The sequence below is a fragment of the Microbacterium sp. AC132 genome (genome assembly GCF_979258525.1).
In genome coordinates this window covers 2,943,120-2,962,176 of record NZ_OZ409862.1, presented here as the reverse complement: position 1 = coordinate 2,962,176, position 19,057 = coordinate 2,943,120, and the positions used below count along the sequence as shown (strand labels likewise).

Genomic DNA, 19,057 nt, shown 5'->3' with positions numbered 1-19,057 from the left:
GTCGGTTCAGGCGGAGCTTCAGTCGCGCAGGGTCGCGTCGAAGCGCTCAGCTGCGACAGCGACACCCGCGAGCTTCGCCTCTGTCGCCTCGGCTGCGGTGAGCGTGCGGTCGTCCGCGCGGAAGCGCAGCGCGAAGGTGAGACTCTTCTGACCATCCGCGACGCCGTCCCCCCGGTAGTCGTCGACGAGGCGGATCGACTCGAGAAGCGCACCGGCGCCCTCGGTGAGCGCAGCGCGCACGTCGCCCGCCGGCACATCAGCGCCGACCACCAGCGACACGTCCTGTGTCGCAGCGGGGAACGTCGACAGCGAGGCGGCGACCGCACGGTTCCCGCCGAGCGCGATGACCTCGTCGAGGTCGAGCTCGAGCACGGTGGCACGACCGGGAAGGTCTGCTCCGGCGGCGACCTGGGGGTGGAGTTCGCCGACGTAGCCGATCTCGACGTCGCCGACGGAGAGCACGCCGGCGCGTCCGGGGTGCAGCGCCGCGCGCTGCCCCTGCTCGACATCGAGGTCGACTCCGGCTGCAGCCGCGATGACTCTGGCGGCGTCGAGCGCCTCGGAGAGCCCGTAGGGCTCCGCGGCGCGTCCCGGCTGCTTGGTCACGACGTTGCCCGTGAACAGCGCCGCGACATGACGGTGCTGCGGTGGGATCGACGCGTTCAGTTCGGCGAGCGTGTCGTCCGACGGACGCTCGCCGAGCGGCGGCACCTCGTCCGTGCCGTACTCGACACCCGGCTCGGGCAGGAACACGACTCCGGTCTCGAACAGCGCGAGGTCCGTGAGGCCGCGCGAGATGTTGCGGTGCGCGGTCTGCAGAAGCCCGGGGATCAGCGATCGACGCAGGAACGGAGCGGAGCCGTCGAGCGGGTTCGCGAGCCGGATGCTGGGCAGATGCTCTCCCGACGCCGAGCCGTGCAGGTCGTTCTCCGCCTCCGTCGTGAAGGGGAACGAGGGCGTCTCGACGAGACCGGCAGCCGCCAGCGCGTCGGCGACGCGGCGACGACCCTGCTGGTGTGCGGTGAGCCCGCGTCCGGACGGCGGCGTCGGCAGCACGGACGGGATGCGGTCGAGACCGTGGATGCGAGCGACCTCTTCGGCGAGAGACCACTTGTCGGTGAGGTCGGGACGCCAGGTCGGCGGGATCACGGTCCACCCGGCATCCGACCCGGAGACCTCTGCGCCGATGGTGGTGAGCGCGCCGACGATCTCGTCGTCGGAGTAGTCGACGCCGATGAGCCCCTGCACGAATCCGCGCGGGAGGTCGATGTCCGCGACGAAGACCTCGGCGAACAGAGCGCCGCCCTCGTCGGTGAGCGTGCCACCGGCGAACTCGACCATCAGGTCGGCTGCACGGCGGGCTGCCACGAACGGCACGAGCGGGTCGACACCGCGCTCGAACCGCTTGGATGCCTCGCTGGGCAGCTTGTGACGGCGTGCGGTGCGGGCGATCGTCACAGGGTCGAAGGTCGCGGCCTCGATCAGCACGTTGTGCGTCGTGTCGCTCATCTCGGTCGTGCCGCCGCCCATGACGCCGGCGAGACCGATGGGACCCGACTCGTCGGTGATCAGGAGGTCCTCGACGTGGAGCTTCCGCTCCTGGCCGTCGAGGGTCGTCATCGTCTCACCGGCCGTCGCACGACGCACGGTGATGCCGCCGGAGAGCCTGTCGAGGTCGTATCCGTGCAGCGGCTGCCCCAATTCGAGCATCACGTAGTTGGTGATGTCGATCAGGATGCCGAGCGAGCGCATGCCGGCGAGCGACAGCCGCGCGATCATCCACGGCGGAGTGGGGCGCGACGGGTCGACGTCGCGGACGACGCGGGTGACGAACTCGCTCGCGCCGACGCGGCCGCGTACGGGGGCTGCATCGTCGACGATCGCCGTGTGACCGGCGCCCGGCTGGAGCTCGGTGAAGTCGCGCTCGGCCGGGTCGCGGAACGGTGCTCCGGTCGCGTGGGAGTACTCGCGGGCGACACCGCGCAGCGAGAACGCGTACCCGCGGTCGGGCGTGACGTTGATCTCGACCGCGACATCGTCGAGTCCGAGCAGGCTGATGGCGTCTGTGCCGACGGGTGCATCGATACCGAGGTCCGCGAGGACGAGGATGCCGTTGTGCTCGTCGCCGAGCCCCAGCTCACGCGCAGAGGCGATCATGCCGTCGGACACGTGCCCGTAGGTCTTGCGGGCGGCGATCGGAAACGGCCCCGGCAGCACTGCACCGGGAAGCGTCACGACGACCTTGTCACCCGCGACGAAGTTGTGCGCGCCACAGACGATTCCGCGGATTCCGCCGTTCGCCTCACCGACATCGACCTGGCACCAGTTGATCGTCTTGCCGTTGGACTGCGGCTCGGCCTCGAGCGAGACGACCTGTCCGACGACGACGGGACCCGAGATCTCGAAGCGGTGGACGTCCTCCTCCTCGAATCCGACGGTCACGAGCGCTGCGAGGACATCCTCCGGTGTCGTATCCGCTGCCAGATCGACGTACTCACGCAGCCACGAAAGCGGGACGCGCATCACACCACCATCCCGTACTGCTCGCTGAAACGGACATCGCCCTCTGCCATGTCCCGCATGTCCTGCACATCGCTGCGGAACATGAGTCCCCGCTCGACGCCCATTCCGAACGCGAAGCCGCTGTAGACGTCGGGATCGATCCCCGCCGCACGGAGCACGTTCGGGTTGATCATGCCGCAGCCGCCCCACTCGATCCAACGGGCGCCGCCCTTGAAGGTGGGGTGCCAGAGGTCGAGCTCGGCCGACGGCTCGGTGAAGGGGAAGAAGTTCGTGCGGAAGCGCGTCTTGGCCTCGGGGCCGAAGAGCTGACGCGCGACATGGTCGAGCGTTCCCTTGAGATGCGCCATCGAGATCCCCTTGTCGACGACGAGTCCTTCGAACTGGGTGAAGACGGGGAGGTGCGTCGCGTCGAACTCGTCGGTGCGGTACACGCGGCCGGGGCAGAGCACGTAGATCGGCACCTCGCGGTCGAGCATCGAGCGCACCTGCACGGGGCTCGTGTGCGTGCGCATGACGAGATGGCGCGATGGCGGGTCGACGTAGAAGGTGTCCTGTTCCTGACGGGCGGGGTGGTCGACGTCGAAGTTCAGAGCGTCGAAGTTGAACCACTCGTGCTCGAGCTCGGGTCCTTCCGCGATCTCCCAGCCCATGCCCACGAAGATGTCGGAGATCTGCTCGCTCAGCAGGGTCAGCGGATGCCGGGCGCCGACGCGTGTGCGCGAGGGGATCGCCGTGATGTCCAGCCGCTCGGCCTCGAGGCGCTCAGCGACCTCCGCGGCGGCGAGCTCCTCCTCCTTGGCGGCGAGGGCCTTGGTGACCTGACCGCGGCCCTGGCCGACGAGCTTGCCGAAGGCGGCCTTGTTCTCGGGGGCGACCTGACGCATCGAGGCGTTCAGGACGGCGAGCGGTGATCCGTCGGCGACGTGCGCGGCGCGAGCGGCTTTCAGTTCGGTCGTATCGGCGGCTGCGGCGATCGCTTCGAGCGCGGCCGCCACGGCGGCTTCGACCGCTTCCGGGGTGATTTCGGGAGACTCAGACACGAGACAGGAGTCTACCGGCGCGAGGCGGTCGCCCCGCGCCGGTGGACATCACTTCGGATCGGAGCTGTCCAGCCCGCCTACACCACCGGTGCCGCCGAAGCCGCTGCCCCCGCGCTGCAGGGTGATGAGCTCGGTGTCGGTGCCGTCGCCGTGCTGGCGGGGATCCTCTGCCGCGTGGATCGCCTTCACCTTCGGCGAGCGACGGGTCTGGATCTCGACCCACTTCGCGATGCCCGACAGGATGAGGCACATGACGATGTAGATGCCGCCGATGACGAAGGCCGACTGCAGGATCGGGCGACCCTGCTGCGACGTCAGCTGCTTCGCGTAGTACAGCAGCTCGGGGTACGTGATGATGAAGCCCAGAGCGGTGTCCTTCATCGTGACGACCAGCTGCGCGACGATCACCGGGAGCATCGCCCGGATCGCCTGCGGCAGGAGGATGAGACGCATCACGCCGCTCTTGCGGAGTCCGATCGCGTAGCCCGCTTCTTTCTGCCCCCGAGGCAGGGACTCGATGCCGGCCCTCAGCACCTCGGCGAGCACGGAGCCGTTGTAGGCCATCAGTGCGATCACGACGGCCCAGTAGGGATCCATCTTGATTCCGACCACGGGGAGCCCGTAGTAGAGCAGCATCATGAACACCAGCACCGGAACGGCACGGAAGAGCTCGGTGACGGCTGTCACGGGGATCCGCACCCACGCGTGCTCGGAGAGCCGCCCGATGGCCAGCACGAAGCCGAGGACGACGCTGAGGACGGCGGCGAGCGCGAAGGCGGCGAGCGTGTTGCCCAGGGCCTTGAAGATACCCATCCACACGTTGGAGAACGTGAACACGTACCACTTCTCCGCCGAGAACTGGCCCGTCTCCACCATGCGGAGCACGATGAAGCCGATGGCGGCCAGGACGAGGACGACGGTGGCGACCGCGATGATCCGGTTGCGGGCGATCGCCCGGGGTCCGGGGACGTCGTACAGTACAGAGCTCATCGCGCGATCCTCCAACGGTTCTCGAGATATCGCTGCAGCCAGCTCAACAGCAGCACCAGGGCGACGAACACGACGGCGACCCAGAGGAGGACCTCCATCGGGTTGCCCGGACGGTCGGCCGAATCGTTGATGGTCGACCGGAGAGCCGCGAGCTCGGCGACCGAGAACCCGGCTGCGACGGTCGTGTTCTTCAGGAGCGCGATGAAGACGCTCATCATCGGCGGGACGACCGAGCGGAACGCCTGTGGCAGGATCACGAGACCCATCACCTGTCCGAAGGGAAGTCCGATGGCCCGCGCGGCCTCGGCCTGACCGACGGGCACCGTGTTGATACCCGCCCTCAGGACCTCGGCCACATAGGTCGCCGTGTAGATGCCGATGGCGAGGATGCCGAGCACGAGGTTCGACAGTTCGGGCAACCCGAGTTGCGGGTACCCGAAGATGAAGAAGAAGAACACGAGGGTGAGCGGGGTGTTGCGCACAGTGTTCACGTACACCGTGCCGACGCCGCGGGCGATGGGCACCGGGGAGACACGCATCGCCCCGACGATCAGACCCAGGATCAGTGCGATGATCCCGCCCGCGAAGAACACGATCAGCGTGTTGCTGATCGCCTGTCCCCACAGGTCGAGGTTGCCGAAGATGACGTCCACGCCACCCTCCCTTCTTCAGAGTGAATGGGCGGCCCCCTGAGGGGGCCGCCCATGTCGATCAGTACGCGTCGACCTCGGGCTGTTCGACCTCGATGCCGCTGGAACCGAGGTTCGCGTCGAAGATCGCCTGCCAGATGTCGCCACCGTCGGTGAAGAGCTCGTTGATGTGCGTGCGCAGCGCGTCGTCGCCCTTCGTGAGGCCGACACCGTAGCGCTCCTCGGTGAAGAGGCCGCCGGTCACCTTGACGTCATCCGGGTACTGGGCCGCGTAGCCGATCAGGATCGCCTGGTCGGTGGTCACGGCGTCGACCTTGCCGTCGATGAGGTCCTGGACGCAGGCGGAGTACAGGTCGTACTCCTGCGTCTTGATCTCGGGGAAGTTCGCCTTGATGTTCTGGATCGGCGTCGAGCCGGTCGCGGAGCAGACGGTCTTGCCGTTGAAGTCCTCGAGAGCCTCGGCGTCGTCCGCGTCGGCGGCGACCAGGAGTCCCTGACCGGTGATGAAGTAGGGACCCGCGAAGTCGATGAGCTCCTTGCGCTTGTCGTTGATCGAGTAGGTGCCGACGTAGTAGTCGATGTCACCGTTGGTGATCGCCTGCTCGCGGTTCGCCGAAGCGATCGGCTTGAACTCGATCTTGTCCTCGTCGTAGCCCAGGGATGCGGCGATCCACCGTGCGATGTCGACGTCGAAGCCGGTGCGCTCTCCGGTCGTGACGTCGAGGTAGCCGAGCCCGGGCTGGTCCTCCTTGACGCCGACGATCACCTTGTCGCGCTCCTGGATGGCGTCGAACGTCGGGCTGCCCTCGAGCTGGACGTCGTCAGCGACCTCGAACCAGGTGGAGTCCTCGCTCTCTTCGCCGCCGGTTCCGGCGCCGGGGCTGGACGGGCTGCCGCTGTTGCAGGCCGTCAGCGCGAACAGTGCAACCGTCGCGATCCCGATTCCTGCCAGTGTCCGTGTGCGTCGCATGTGCGTCTCCTTCGTGTGCTGTGTGTGCAAAGGTCTGTGAGGCTCGTCAGTGCGTGAGGAGCTTGGAGAGGAAGTCCTTGGCGCGGTCGCTCTTCGGGTTCGTGAAGAACTCCTCAGGCGTCGCCTCCTCGACGATCTTGCCGTCGGCCATGAACACGACCCGGTTGGCGGCCTTGCGAGCGAAGCCCATCTCGTGGGTCACGACGATCATCGTCATGCCGTCACGGGCGAGCTCCACCATGACGTCGAGGACCTCGTTGATCATCTCGGGGTCGAGCGCGCTGGTCGGCTCGTCGAAGAGCATGACCTTGGGCTGCATGGCGAGAGCGCGGGCGATCGCGACGCGCTGCTGCTGTCCGCCGGAGAGCTGTGCGGGAAGCTTCGAGGCCTGCTGGGCGACGCCGACGCGCTCGAGAAGCATCATCGCCTCCTTGTCGGCATCGGCCTTCTTCATGCCGCGGACCTTGATCGGGCCGAGCGTCACGTTCTCGAGGATCGTGAGGTGCGCGAAGAGGTTGAACGACTGGAACACCATGCCGACGTCTGCGCGCAGATGCGCGAGGCCCTTTCCCTCAGCGGGGAGCGCCTTGCCGTCGATGCTGATCGTGCCGCTCGTGATCGTCTCGAGGCGGTTGATCGTGCGACACAGTGTCGACTTGCCCGAGCCTGAGGGACCGATCACCACGACGACCTCGCCGGCGTTCACCGTGAGGTCGATATCCGTGAGCGCCTGGAAGTCGCCGTAGTGCTTCTGGACATTGTCGACAACGACGAGGGGCTTACCGGTGGTCATCATTTCTCCAAACTAGCCAGGTCGCTCACGTGGCTCCACAGTGATGCGTCGACATTTACACGTTCGTAACCACGCGATGGGGCCGATCCCGCCCGAGAACCGGAGTGCCCCACGGTCCGCCCCCGCGGACCGTGGGGGCGTCCCTGCTGCTCCGTTCCTCCCCCGAGTAGAACGTGGCAGCAAGCCTCCGACCGGATCCGATCGCAGGACGACTCCGGAGAATGGCCGAGTCCGCGCCTCAATGAGGGGCGTGGGCTCTGTGGCATCTGAATTCTCCGTTGAATCGAGCGCGATCGACCCCCACATTGGCAGAGTGACATGCCGGTATGAGACTTCTTGAGGATTTCTTGAGGCCTCAGTCCCGCTGGTCCCGGTAGTACTCGACGGCCCCCGGATGCAGGTCGACCGGCCCCGTGAAGATCGCCTGCCTGCGGTCGAGCAGGGACGCGACCGGAACCCGCTGCGCGATATCGGTGCGGACCGTGAAGAGGCTCGTGAGGACGTCCCGTACGACGCCGTCCGGAGTGTCGGACGAGGTGACCAGATAGTTCGGCACCGCCATCGTGGGCGCGGACTCGTCGAGTCCATAGAGCCCGACGGGGAAGTCGGACGGCCGATACGCATCGGAGTATCGAGCGTTGATCGTCGTGACCCATGTCTGCTCGATCGGCACCAGCCGCACGGGCGTCGTCGTCGCGAGCTCCGCGATGCCCGGTGTCGGGATGCCGCCGACCCAGAAGAATCCGTCGATCTCGGATCTCTCGAGCGCGCTGATCGACTCACCGAGATCGAGCCGGGGATCCGTGATCGTCGCGACGTCGACGTCGGCGGCGTCGAGTGCTCGCGCCGCGATCACATTGACGCCGGAATTCTCGGCCCCGAGCGACACCGTCCTGCCCGCAAGGTCGCCGAGGGCGGCGATGTCCGAATCCGCGCGTACGACCACGTGGAGGTACTCGTCGTACAGGCGAGCGACAGCCTGCACCGGCATGGGCTCGTCGAACGCTCCCACTCCGGCGACGGCGTCGGCCGCGGCATCCCCTTGCGCGAAGCCGAGGAGGGCCTCCCCCGAGCTCACCCGCAGGAGGTTGTCGACGGACCCGGCGGTCTCGGCTGCCGACACGCGGATGCCCAAGGACTCCGACAGCTCCCGAGCGAGTTCGTCGCCGTAGGCGTAATAGACCCCGTTGGATCCCCCGCCGGCGATCTCGTAGGCAGAGTCGTTCCACTCCGTCGATCGAGCGCTGCACGCGCTGCTCGTGGCGGCGAGCAGCAGCACGAGTGCCGTCGCCACCCCTCTGCGCCACCATGCGCGGCGGCTAGCCCGCCCGCTCATCCCTCAGCTCCGTCCGGCAGCATCAGCGACACCAGCAGCCCGCCGTCGTCCGGCGTATCGACCCGCAGCTCGCCGCCGATCGATTCCAAGAGGTCGGTCGCTATCGCGAGGCCGAGCCCTGACCCCGGAACCCCGCCGCTGTCGTCGCTGCGCCAGAACCGGTCGGCGGCGTTCGCGGCCTGCTCCCGCGTCAGCCCGGGGCCGTGGTCGCGGACTGTCAGCACGCAGAGTCCACCGCTGCGGTGCGCGTCGACCTCGACGGCCGACTCGGCGGGCGAGAACTTCACCGCATTGTCGATGACGGCGTCGAGCGCGCTCTCGACGATCGTGCGGTCGGTGATGCTCATCACCGGGCCCACTCCTGTCGAGAGCATCCGGACGCGTCGCTGTGACGCGACCTCGCTCCAGGCGTCTGCGCGGCGGGTGGCGAGCGTCGTCAGATCGACGGCTGAGATCGTCGTGTCGGCGCGTCCGCCGCGCGCGAGTCCGAGGAGCGTCTCGAGGATGCGAGCCATCCGGCGCCCTTCCTCCCGCGTCTCCTCGACGTCGTCCTTCCAGTCAGCTCCGAGACCGGTCGAGAGGTGCTCGACACGCAGCAGCAGCGCGTTGAGGGGATTGCGGAGCTCGTGCGAGGCGTTCAGGGCGAACTCCTGCTGACGCGTCATGACGCGCTCGATCTCATCCGCCATGCCGTTGAACACGCGCGTCATCCGGCGTAGCTCAGGAGGCCCCGTGTCCTCCGCGACTCTCGCATCCATCTCGCCGCGTTCGATCGCGATCATCGCCTCATCGAGACGTCGGACCGGAGAGAGCACCCACCGCGCGAGTTGGAAGACGAGGAGCACGCCGAGTCCGATCGAGACGATCGACACGACCGTCAGCACGAGAATCTGCTGCAGGATCTGGGTCCGTGGCGCCTCGACGTCCGCGGAGAGCATCACGGCGCCGATCACGTCGCCGTCGTCGAAGACCGGCTCGACGAGCGAGGACTCGGCCGCGATCCAGGGGAACACCGGCTCGGGCGCCTCGGCGCGGCGCCCCGAGAGCGCGAGGCCGACCCGTGCGGCATCGTCCTCTGACAGGACTTCGCCGCCGCCGTCGCGCGCTGACCACACCCCACCGGACAGATCGAAGACGATCACATCGATCCCGTACACCTCGTGGAAGCGGGCGACCTCCGCATCGATCACCGTCGCGCTGCCCGACCGCAGCGCCTGCCGCGCGCTGGTCACGAAATACCCGAGGTCACCGAGCTGCTCGGTGTAGAAGGCCTGCTGGATGCTGCGGGTCGCGCTCCACGCCGTGGCGCCGCCCAACGACAGCAGGATCGCGACGAGCGGCACCAGGAAGACGACGACGAGACGTCTGCGCATCGAACGCTACCCGGCCAACCGATAGCCGACACCGCGCACGGTCTCGATCAGATGCCGCTGACCCGCCTTCTTGCGGATCGCGCCGACGTGCACCTCGAGCGAGTGCCCGAAGCCGCGCCAGTCGGTGTTCCAGACCTCGCGGATGAGTCTCTCCTTCGGCACGGCGACGCCGGGGTACCGGGCGAGCACCGCCACGATGTCGAATTCCTTGCGAGTGAGTTCGATGGGAGCGCGTCCGATGATCACCTGCCTGGCGACGAGGTCGATCTCGATCTCGCCATCCTGCAGCCGTACGCGCGCCTCGGATTCCGGCCGCACGGGTCGAGAGCGTCGTGTGACCGCCTCGATCCGGGCGAGGAGCTCGTGGACGTCGTAGGGCTTGACGACGAAATCGTCAGCGCCGGCACGCAACCCTCTGATGCGCTCCGTGACCTGGTTGCGTGCGGTGACGATCACGATCGGCACCTCGGAGCGTGCGCGGATCCGACGGCAGAGATCGATGCCGTCGACATCGGGCAGACCGAGGTCGAGGAGCACCACCTCGGTGTCCGCACCCAGTTCCTGCAGCGCGGAGGCTCCGTCCGCGGCTCGCACGGTGGCGTACCCGGATCGCGCGAGGAAGGCCTCGAGTGCAGCGGCGACACGCTCGTCGTCCTCCACGATCAGAATCTGCATCGACCCTGGGTCCCCTTCTCCGCTCGAGCAGGGACAAACCTACCAGCAGGACGGGCGGCCGCTCGTCCGCCGGAGATCAGGCCGAGGATGCCGCCCGCTGCGCGAACGCGCTCTCGTACAGGCAGACGCTCGCTGCCGTGGCGAGGTTCAAGGATTCGGCGCGGCCGAAGATCGGCAGCTTCAGCACCTGGTCGGCCTGCGCGAGCGCCTCGTCCTCGAGACCGCGCGCCTCATTGCCGAACAGCCACGCCGTAGGCTCGGCGAGCACTCCGTCCGCCCGCGCATGAAGAAGATCCTCGCCCTTGACGTCCGCGGCCAGAATCCGGAGTCCCGCGGCGTGAGCCTTCTCGACCACATCCGAGAGCTCTGCGCCCACGGACACGGGCAGATGGAACAGCGAACCTGTCGTGGCGCGCACGACCTTCGGGTTGTAGGGGTCGACCGTGCGGCCCGTCAGCACGACGGCGTCGGCTCCCGCCGCATCGGCGGCCCTGATGATCGTGCCGAGGTTTCCCGGGTCCCTGATCTCCTCGCAGATCGCCACCAGACGGGGGGATGCCGCGAAGATGTCCCGCACCGACGTGGGCGCCTGCCGGACGACGGCCACCAGCCCCTGCGGAGTGACCGTGTCGGCCATCGCGTTCAGCACGTACTCCGTGACGTACTCCACGTCGATGCCGGCATCCGATGCCTTCGCGCGGATGTCCGGATGCTTCTCCCAGCCGGTCGGGGTCGCGAACAGCTCCACGATCGCCTGAGGACTGTAGGTCAGCGCCTCGCGAACCGCCTGGGGACCTTCGAGGAGGTAGAGCCCTGTCTCGGCGCGCGCGCTGCGCTTGGTCAGCTTGGCGACGGCACGGACTCGGGGCGAACGGGGGTTCTCCAGCACGTTCACAGTCTAGAGAACGGCAGGACCGTTCCTGCGCAAACGCCGGACGAACGACAGAGGACGCCCTCCCGAAGGAGAGCGTCCTCTGTGGTGAAGAGCTGCTTACGCAGCCGACTTCGGAGCGTTGACGTCGGAAGGCAGAGCCTTCTTCGCCGTCTCGACCAGCGTCGTGAAGGTCGCTGCGTCGTTGACCGCGAGGTCGGCGAGCATGCGACGGTCGACGGTGACACCCGCGAGACCGAGGCCCTGGATGAAGCGGTTGTACGTGATGCCGTTCTGGCGTGCAGCGGCGTTGATGCGCTGGATCCAGAGACGACGGAAGTCGCCCTTGCGCTTGCGACGGTCACGGTACGAGTAGACCAGCGAGTGGATGACCTGCTCTTTGGCCTTGCGGTAGAGGCGCGAACGCTGACCGCGGTAGCCGGAGGCGCGCTCGAGGATGACCCGACGCTTCTTGTGGGCGTTTACCGCCCGCTTGACTCTTGCCATTTTCCTGTGTTCCTATCGTGCGTTCGGGCGCGTCAGCGACCGAGAAGCTTCTTCGCGACCTTGGTGTCAGCCTTCGACAGCACCTGGTCCTGGTTGAGGCGGCGGGTGCGACGGCTCGACTTGTGCTCGAGGTTGTGGCGCATTCCGGCCTGCTGCTTCTTCAGCTTGCCGCTGCCGGTGATCTTGAAGCGCTTCTTAGCACCCGAGTGGGTCTTCTGCTTCGGCATCTTCTCTTCCTTCGTATGGCGCCTTCTCAGGCGACGGTGTCAACCCGCGGTGCGGGAGTCTGGGGGCGGGAGTTACTCCGCTGCGGCCTCGGCCGGCTCGTCGGCGTCGGTCTTGGCTTCGCGGGCGGCCTGCTTGTTCGCTGCGCGCTGGGCGTCGCGAACCGCATTCTGCTCCTGCTTCGCCTCGGACTTGCTCTTGAGCGGAGCCACGATCATGACCATGTTGCGGCCGTCGATGGTCGGGTTCGACTCGACGGTTCCGAGTTCGGCGACATCCTCGGCGAACTTGCGGAGGAGACGGACGCCCTGCTCGGGACGCGACTGCTCGCGACCACGGAACAGGATCATGGCCTTCACCTTGTCGCCGGCCTTGAGGAAGCCCTCGGCGCGCTTGAGCTTCGTCGTGTAGTCGTGCGCCTCGATCTTCAGTCGGAAGCGGACCTCTTTGAGGATGGTGTTCGCCTGGTTGCGGCGAGCTTCCTTCTCCTTCTGGGCGGCTTCGTACTTGAACTTGCCGTAGTCCATGATCTTGACCACGGGCGGCTTCGAGTTGGGCGCGACCTCGACGAGGTCGAGATCTGCTTCCTGCGCAAGGCGCAGCGCCGCCTCGATGCGGACGACGCCGATCTGCTCACCCGCGGGACCGACGAGGCGGACCTCGGGGACGCGGATGCGCTCATTGGTGCGGGGATCGCTGATGCGTAGCTCCTTAGACGATGGGATTCGGCCACCAGGATGCTGTCAGCACCCCGGGCGAAATCAGAATCGTCCCACCCACCGGCATTCAGACGCCGGCTCCGCACCCTGCCTGCCGGACCCCGTCTGACGACGCGATCCGGTGGAGTGCAAGACCCGGTAGCCTGGAACGGCAAGCGCGGGTGGGAAGTGAATCCTCTTTCGTACCGGAGCATGACGCTCCGGAGCCCGACAAAGTCTAACAGAAGGCAAGGCGAAGTGACGAACCAGGCATCGGATGAGGCTGCACGCGAGCGCGAAGAGCGCTGGGCACGGCAGGAGGAGGCGGCGTCCTCCGCCACGCGGGACATCGCCGATGTGCCGGCGGTCGAGGTCATCACGACCGCAGCCGTCCACCTCATGAGTGCCGCGGCGGTCAAGCTCGGCCTCGCCGACGACCCGCACGCCGCGGAGCAGCTCGACCTCGATGAGGCGCGCAAGCTCATCAACGCCCTCGCCGGGCTGATCACAGCCGGCGCACCGGAGATCAGCGACATGCACGCGCGGTCCCTCCGAGACGGGCTGCGCTCGCTGCAGCTCGCGTTCCGCGAGGCGTCGACCATTCCCGACCCGATCGGCAAGGGTCCGGGCGAGAAGTGGACAGGCCCGGTCAACTAGGGACTGCCGGCCGCTGCGGCTGACCGGTCGGTGGCAGCACCGAGCCGGTCAGGCCGAGCGACGCAGCTTCACGGTGAGAGAGTCGGCGAGCACCGCGATGCGATCATCCGCCGCCCACCGCTGCGCCAGGCGCGCGAGCACGGCATCGAGCACCTCGCGCTCGAGCCCGTCGACCAGCTCGAGGATGACGATCAGTTCCGGTCCGCGTAGACGGGCGTCCGGGTCTCCGGCCGCGACGGCGACGTCGATCACTGCGAGTTCATGCGCGACACTCTCCTGCAGAGCAGTGAAGACCTCGGGCGAGAGGAAACTCGGCTCCCACCGATGACCCTGCGCGACTGCCCACACCGCGGGACGACGGAGGACGAACTCGGTGTCGGACGTCGGGTCGAGAACGATCAGATCCGTCTCCTCCGCCGACGCTGCGAGAGCGGCGCGCACGGCTTCCACCGGGATCGGACGGGCCGTCGCGTCCCAGCGCTGCATCGCCTCGACCGACGAGAACACCGGCTGCACGCGACGGCCGTCGGGAGCCGCGACCGTCACGATCGAGAGCTCCTGAGTCTTGTCGACAGCGAGACCGCTCGGCGCCACGCCCTCCTCGCCCTTCTCGGCGATGAGCGGGATCAGGACCCGCGCCGAACGGAACGCGTCGACGACCTCGGTCTGAGCACCGTCGCCCGCCCGAAAACGCAGCAGCGCGTCGAGCAGAACCGGGTCGGCCGATCCGTCGTCGGCGGCATGAGGGTTCGACTGGAAGCTGCGGCCTTCCCAGGGCACACCGGCCGAGTCGCCCCGATCGCTGGACGGGTGCTCGTGCGACCCATGACGGTCGTGGGGACCGTGGTCCCCGGCGTCGTCAGTCCCCTGCGACATCCAGCGCCTCAGCCAGCGTGAACGCGCCGGCGTAGAGTGCCTTGCCGACGATGGCGCCTTCGACGCCCAGCGGCACCAGTTCGCGGAGCGCCACGATGTCATCGAGGTTCGAGATGCCTCCGGATGCCACGACGGGCTTCGGGGTGCGGGCTGTGACCTCGCGCAGCAGCTCGAGGTTCGGTCCCTTGAGGGTCCCGTCCTTGGTGACGTCGGTCACGACGTAACGGCTGCAGCCGGCATCCTCGAGGCGCTCGAGCACCTCCCAGAGGTCGCCGCCCTCCTTCGTCCACCCGCGAGCGGCCAGCGTCGTGCCCCGGACGTCGAGCCCGACAGCGATCGCTTCGCCGTAACGGCTGATCACGTCGGCGGCCCACTCGGGGTTCTCCAGCGCGGCCGTGCCGAGGTTGATGCGGGTCGCACCGCTCTCGAGAGCCGCCTCGAGCGTCGCGTCGTCACGGATGCCGCCGGACAGCTCGACGTTGACGTTCTTGAACTGCTTGATGACCTTGCGGAGGATCGGTGCGTTGCTGCCGCGTCCGAAAGCGGCATCGAGGTCGACGAGATGGATCCACTTCGCCCCCTGTGCGACCCACTCCCCCGCGGCGTCGAGCGGGTCGCCGTAGCTGGTCTCGGTGCCGGCCTCACCCTGAGTGAGGCGGACGGCCTTGCCCCCGGCGACATCGACGGCGGGAAGCAGGGTGAGAGCGGGAGACTGCGCGAAGTCGTTCATGACGTCCTCAGGTGAGATGGAGAGACCGATTCGTCGGCACGAGAATCGACACTAGCCCGCGTATCGGCCCGCTCCAAAACGATGACAGCAGAGAACCTCCCGTGCCACGCGGTAGCCTCGATGACGCCCCTGTTTCGGTGTGTGAGGAGATGTTCCATGGTGCGCGATGCGGAAGCGCGAGGAGGCGGACCCCTGCGACGCGGGAATGCGCTGCCTCCCGAGACTCCGGATGAGCGCGCTCAGATGCCGGCTGGACCCGACGCGGAGCCCACAGCCCCGCACCCCCGACCGGCACCCCAGCCCGCCCCCGCGCCGGGAACACGAGCCGCAGCGGCATGGGCAGCAGCCTCCGCCGCAGCTCCTCCTTCCGATGATGCGCGGCCGGCCACCCCCGCTGTGCCGATCTCCGCACCGCCTTCGGTCCCCGCTGCGCCACCCGCCGCCCCTGCAGTACCGCCCGCGCCCTCAGCCGCATCGCCCGCAGCCCCTGCGGTACCGACGACGCCGGCACCTTCCGGAGCGCCCGCTGCGACCGGATCGCTTTCGACCGCGTGGTCGGAACAGCAGAGCTCTTCGACTCAGGACAGCACCGTGCGGCCCGCCGTTCCGGCGGCCACGGCGCCGCGCCCCCAGTCTTCCGACGTACCGCCCGCTCCGCCGCTGCCCGTGCCCGCCTCGGCCCCGTCCGCGCCCAACGCCGCCGCTGCAGAGTCGGCGTCCTCGGCATCCTCGCGTCGTCAGCAGCGCGAGCAGGGCGTGGGGCGTCGCTCGTTCCTTCAGGAGGAGCGCCGTGAGGAGCCAGCGCGTCAGGGCGGACGCGGGCTGCTCAACCGCGTCGGGTTCACCCTCGGCCCGAGCGCTCGCGAACGCGCCGTCCGCGACGACGAGCACGCGGTGAGCCGCCATTGGCCGGGCCCCCGCACCGTCGCTGTCGTCAACGGGAAGGGCGGGGCGGGAAAGACACCGGCCACCGTGCTGCTGTCGGCGGTCTTCGCGCAGTACGGCGGCGCCGGGGTTCTCGCGTGGGACAACAACCAGACCCGCGGCACCCTCGGCTGGCGCACCGAGACGGGGGCGCACGATCGCACACTGCTCGAACTGCTTCCGCAGACCCAGCGCCTGCTGGGAGCCCAGGGACAGTCAGCCGACCTCGCGCACTTCGTGCATCACCAGCCGCAGGAGAAGTACGACGTCCTGCGGTCGAAGCCCGTCCGACTGGCCCACGAGAATCGGCTCCGGCCCAGTGACGTCGACTCCATCCACGCGATCGCGGCCAAGTTCTACCGTCTGATCATCATCGACTCCGGCAACGACGAGTCCGATCCGATGTGGCTGCGGATGATCGACCTCGCCGACCAGATCGTCGTGGCGACGACGACACGTGATGACCATGCCGAGGCCGGGGCGCTGCTGCTCGAGGCACTCGAAGACCGCGACGAGCGATCCGCACGGTTGGCTCGCGAGTCAGTGGTCGTCGTCAGCCAGGCGGACCCGAAGGCATCCCCCGCCGAAGTCGCAGACGTCATCGCCGGATATCAGCCGCTCGCGCGCGAAGTCGTCGGCATCCCCTTCGATCGGGAGATGGTCGACGGTCACCTCCGTCTTCGTGCACTTGCGGCGCCGACGCAGCGGTCGTGGCTCTCTGCCGCGGCCGCCGTCGCCCGAGGCTTCTGAGCCGTTCGGCAGAGGACCCGACGGACCGGTCGTCCGCGGTTCGGATCGACGGCGGCTCAGCGGGCTGCCGGCGCGTCAGGACCGAAGGCTGTCGACCCAGTTGCGGAGCAGCTGGATTCCGGCCTCTCCGGACTTCTCGGGATGGAACTGCGTCGCGGAGAGCGGCCCGTTCTCGACCGCAGCGAGGAACGGATCGCCGTACGTCGACCACGTGAGCACCGGCTGAGGGAACGGCGGGATGACATCGAGCTCCCACGACTGCGCGGCATAGGAGTGCACGAAGTAGAAGCGTTCGTTCTCGATGCCCTTGAACAGCACCGATTCGGCGCCCGGCTCGACCGTGTTCCACCCCATGTGCGGCAGCACCGGCGCGTTGAGCTCCGTGACCGCTCCCGGCCATTCGCCGAGACCCTCGGAATCGTGCCCGCGCTCGACACCGTGCGCGAACAGAACCTGCATGCCGACGCAGATGCCGAGCACCGGGCGCCCGCCTGCGAGCCGACGATCGATGATCTCGTCGCCGCCGTGCGCGTAGAGCGCATCGCGCACGGCCTGGAACGCGCCGACCCCCGGCACCACGAGACCGTCGGCCTCGAGCGCCTCCGTGCGGTCGCGCGTCAGCACCGCATCAGCACCGGCGGCGATGAGCGCCTTGACAGCCGAGTGGACGTTGCCGGATTCGTAATCGAAGACGGCGACCCGGGGAGCCCTGCTCACAGTGCGCCCTTCGTCGACGGGATGCCGTCGACCAGGGGGTCGAGGGCCTTGGCCTGGCGGAACGCCCGAGCGAATGCCTTGTACTCGGCTTCGGCGATGTGGTGGGGGTCGCGGCCACCGAGAACGCGTACGTGCACCGTGAGTCCCGCGTTGAAGGTGATGGCCTCGAACGTGTGGCGCACGAGCGAACCGGTGAAGTGGCCGCCGATGAGGTGGTGCTCGAAACCGACAGGCTCCCCCGTGTGAACGAGATAGGGACGCCCCGAGATGTCCACGACAGCCTGAGCGAGCGCCTCGTCGAGCGGCACGAGAGCGTCGCCGTATCGCGAGATGCCGGACTTGTCGCCCAGCGCCTCACGGATGGCCTGACCGAGAACGATCGAGATGTCCTCCACGGTGTGGTGTGCGTCGATCTGCGTGTCCCCCGAGGCGCGCACCGTGAGGTCCGTGAGCGAGTGCTTCGCGAAAGCCGTCAGCATGTGATCGAAGAACGGCACCGACGTGTCGATACGGCTCGCACCGGTGCCGTCGAGGTTCAGCTCGAGCTCGACGGTGGACTCCGACGTGCTGCGCACACGCGTGGCGGTGCGCGGGGTCTGGGCGGGGCTGCTCATGAAGCCGATCCTATCGAGGCGAGGGCATCGAGGAATGCCGTGGTCTCCGCCTCGGTGCCCGCGGTGACGCGGAGGTGCCCGGGTATCCCGACGTCGCGGATGAGAACACCCTGCTCATAGAGCTGCTGCCAGACCTTCTGGGGCTCTGCGACACCCCCGAACAGGACGAAGTTCGACCAGGACTCATGCGGGGTGTACCCCAGCGCCTCGAGTGTCGCGGAGATGCGATCCCGCTGCTCGACGATCTCCTCGACCATGCCGAGCATCACGTCGGAGTTGCGCAGAGCGGCGACGGCTGCGGCCTGCGTGAGAGCGCTGAGGTGGTACGGCAGGCGCACGAGCCGCAGAGCGTCGATGAAGGCAGGATCCGCGGCGAGGTACCCCACGCGGGCACCCGCGAAGGCGAAGGCCTTGCTCATCGTGCGGGAGACGGCGAGCCGCGGTCGTCCCTCGAGAAGGGTCAGAGCCGATGCCGCGTCGTGCGGCGCGAACTCCTGGTACGCCTCGTCGACGACGACGATTCCGTTCGACGCCTCGTACACGGCTTCGACGACGTCGAGGCCCAGCGGCGTGCCTGTCGGATTGTTCGGCGAGCACAGCAGGATGACGTCAGGATCGACATCTCGCACCTGCGCTGCCGCCTCTTCGGGGGTGATCGTGTAATCGGGCTGCCTGGTGCCGGCGACCCAACGCGCTCCGGTGCCCTTCGAGATCAGCGGATACATCGAGTAGGTCGGGGCGAAGCTGAACGCCGTGCGGCCCGGCCCTCCGAACGCCTGCAGAATGTGCTGAAGGACCTCGTTCGACCCGTTGCCCGCCCAGATCTGAGCCGGTTCGAGACCATGACCGAGGTACTCCGCGAACCCTTCCCGGAGCGTGGTGAACTCGCGATCCGGGTAGCGGTTGACATCGCGGAGCGCGACCGCGATGTCGTCCAGGATGTCACTGGCGACCGCGTCGGGAACCGGATGCGTGTTCTCGTTGACGTTGAGTGCGATCGGAAGAGGCGCTTGCGGCGCTCCATAGGGCGTGAGCCCTCGGAGGTCGTCGCGAAGAGGGAGGTCGGCGAGTGATGCAGTCACCCTTCCCATGGTAGGCCGCCTTCGCTACACAGACGCTCGTGGTGACGGAGTGTGAA

At 68.0% G+C, this 19,057-nt stretch carries 20 protein-coding genes; 2 read left to right on the top strand and 18 right to left on the bottom strand.

From position 1 onward, the window contains the following. Positions 1–18: 18 nt before the first annotated feature. From pheT to infC, 13 genes are all read right to left on the bottom strand, one after another. Positions 19–2,523: a phenylalanine--tRNA ligase subunit beta gene (pheT, locus tag ACZZZQ_RS14230; RefSeq protein WP_463507799.1), complete on the bottom strand. Its 2,505-nt coding sequence runs from the start codon at positions 2,521–2,523 to the stop codon at positions 19–21. Next, on the bottom strand, positions 2,523–3,563 hold the full coding sequence (gene pheS / locus ACZZZQ_RS14225) for a phenylalanine--tRNA ligase subunit alpha (protein WP_053096893.1): 1,041 nt from the start codon (positions 3,561–3,563) through the stop codon (positions 2,523–2,525). The genes pheT and pheS overlap by 1 nt, the downstream gene beginning before the upstream one ends. Positions 3,564–3,611: 48 nt before the next feature. After that, positions 3,612–4,553, bottom strand: coding sequence for an amino acid ABC transporter permease (locus tag ACZZZQ_RS14220; protein WP_053096895.1), 942 nt, complete (start codon positions 4,551–4,553; stop codon positions 3,612–3,614). Continuing rightward, positions 4,550–5,206, bottom strand: a complete 657-nt coding sequence (locus ACZZZQ_RS14215) for an amino acid ABC transporter permease (RefSeq protein ID WP_053096897.1) — start codon at positions 5,204–5,206, stop codon at positions 4,550–4,552. The genes ACZZZQ_RS14220 and ACZZZQ_RS14215 overlap by 4 nt, the downstream gene beginning before the upstream one ends. Positions 5,207–5,264: 58 nt before the next feature. After that, the gene (locus ACZZZQ_RS14210; protein WP_053096898.1) at positions 5,265–6,173 is read right to left on the bottom strand and encodes a glutamate ABC transporter substrate-binding protein; all 909 of its coding nucleotides are present in this window, start codon (positions 6,171–6,173) and stop codon (positions 5,265–5,267) included. 46 nt (positions 6,174–6,219) lie between these two features. Next, positions 6,220–6,969 (bottom strand): amino acid ABC transporter ATP-binding protein, encoded by a 750-nt coding sequence (locus ACZZZQ_RS14205; RefSeq protein WP_372984152.1) that lies wholly within the window; start codon positions 6,967–6,969, stop codon positions 6,220–6,222. Positions 6,970–7,321: 352 nt separating this feature from the next. After that, a complete protein-coding gene (locus ACZZZQ_RS14200) occupies positions 7,322–8,302 on the bottom strand; it encodes a TAXI family TRAP transporter solute-binding subunit (RefSeq protein ID WP_463507798.1) in 981 nt (326 codons plus the stop codon). After that, complete coding sequence (locus tag ACZZZQ_RS14195) at positions 8,299–9,675, bottom strand: sensor histidine kinase (protein WP_056280153.1); 1,377 nt, start codon at positions 9,673–9,675, stop codon at positions 8,299–8,301. Before ACZZZQ_RS14195 ends, ACZZZQ_RS14200 begins: the two co-directional genes overlap by 4 nt. A 6-nt stretch (positions 9,676–9,681) precedes the next feature. Next, positions 9,682–10,350, bottom strand: a complete 669-nt coding sequence (locus ACZZZQ_RS14190; protein WP_053096904.1) for a response regulator transcription factor — start codon at positions 10,348–10,350, stop codon at positions 9,682–9,684. A gap of 76 nt (positions 10,351–10,426) precedes the next feature. Further along, complete coding sequence (locus ACZZZQ_RS14185; protein ID WP_056280340.1) at positions 10,427–11,239, bottom strand: TrmH family RNA methyltransferase; 813 nt, start codon at positions 11,237–11,239, stop codon at positions 10,427–10,429. A gap of 102 nt (positions 11,240–11,341) precedes the next feature. Beyond that, entirely contained in the window at positions 11,342–11,728 is a 387-nt protein-coding gene (gene rplT, locus ACZZZQ_RS14180) for a 50S ribosomal protein L20 (RefSeq protein ID WP_045252681.1), read from the bottom strand. Between the two features lie 32 nt (positions 11,729–11,760). Beyond that, positions 11,761–11,955 (bottom strand): 50S ribosomal protein L35, encoded by a 195-nt coding sequence (gene rpmI / locus ACZZZQ_RS14175; RefSeq protein WP_017828564.1) that lies wholly within the window; start codon positions 11,953–11,955, stop codon positions 11,761–11,763. Between the two features lie 72 nt (positions 11,956–12,027). Then, positions 12,028–12,678 carry a translation initiation factor IF-3 gene (infC, locus tag ACZZZQ_RS14170; protein WP_072591506.1) on the bottom strand — a complete coding sequence of 217 codons (651 nt, stop codon included), beginning with the start codon at positions 12,676–12,678 and terminating at the stop codon, positions 12,028–12,030. A gap of 231 nt (positions 12,679–12,909) precedes the next feature. Between infC and ACZZZQ_RS14165 the strand changes: the two genes are divergently transcribed. Beyond that, the gene (locus ACZZZQ_RS14165) at positions 12,910–13,308 is read left to right on the top strand and encodes a DUF1844 domain-containing protein (RefSeq protein WP_053096908.1); all 399 of its coding nucleotides are present in this window, start codon (positions 12,910–12,912) and stop codon (positions 13,306–13,308) included. Positions 13,309–13,356: 48 nt separating this feature from the next. Here the strand turns inward: ACZZZQ_RS14165 and ACZZZQ_RS14160 are convergent, their stop codons facing one another. Beyond that, positions 13,357–14,184: an SseB family protein gene (locus ACZZZQ_RS14160; RefSeq protein WP_053096910.1), complete on the bottom strand. Its 828-nt coding sequence runs from the start codon at positions 14,182–14,184 to the stop codon at positions 13,357–13,359. Continuing rightward, positions 14,168–14,914, bottom strand: a complete 747-nt coding sequence (gene priA, locus ACZZZQ_RS14155; protein ID WP_053096912.1) for a bifunctional 1-(5-phosphoribosyl)-5-((5-phosphoribosylamino)methylideneamino)imidazole-4-carboxamide isomerase/phosphoribosylanthranilate isomerase PriA — start codon at positions 14,912–14,914, stop codon at positions 14,168–14,170. The genes ACZZZQ_RS14160 and priA overlap by 17 nt, the downstream gene beginning before the upstream one ends. A gap of 666 nt (positions 14,915–15,580) precedes the next feature. On the opposite strand from priA, the gene ACZZZQ_RS14150 reads away from it, so the two are divergent. Continuing rightward, entirely contained in the window at positions 15,581–16,588 is a 1,008-nt protein-coding gene (locus tag ACZZZQ_RS14150; RefSeq protein ID WP_053096914.1) for a MinD/ParA family ATP-binding protein, read from the top strand. A 75-nt stretch (positions 16,589–16,663) separates the two neighbouring features. Here the strand turns inward: ACZZZQ_RS14150 and hisH are convergent, their stop codons facing one another. From hisH to ACZZZQ_RS14135, 3 genes are read right to left on the bottom strand one after another with little or no spacing between them, the layout of a single operon-like run. Continuing rightward, positions 16,664–17,305 (bottom strand): imidazole glycerol phosphate synthase subunit HisH, encoded by a 642-nt coding sequence (gene hisH / locus ACZZZQ_RS14145; RefSeq protein WP_056280145.1) that lies wholly within the window; start codon positions 17,303–17,305, stop codon positions 16,664–16,666. Then, entirely contained in the window at positions 17,302–17,919 is a 618-nt protein-coding gene (gene hisB, locus ACZZZQ_RS14140) for an imidazoleglycerol-phosphate dehydratase HisB (protein WP_320489871.1), read from the bottom strand. Before hisB ends, hisH begins: the two co-directional genes overlap by 4 nt. Next, entirely contained in the window at positions 17,916–19,010 is a 1,095-nt protein-coding gene (locus tag ACZZZQ_RS14135; RefSeq protein WP_171821927.1) for a histidinol-phosphate transaminase, read from the bottom strand. Before ACZZZQ_RS14135 ends, hisB begins: the two co-directional genes overlap by 4 nt. Positions 19,011–19,057: the final 47 nt, after the last annotated feature.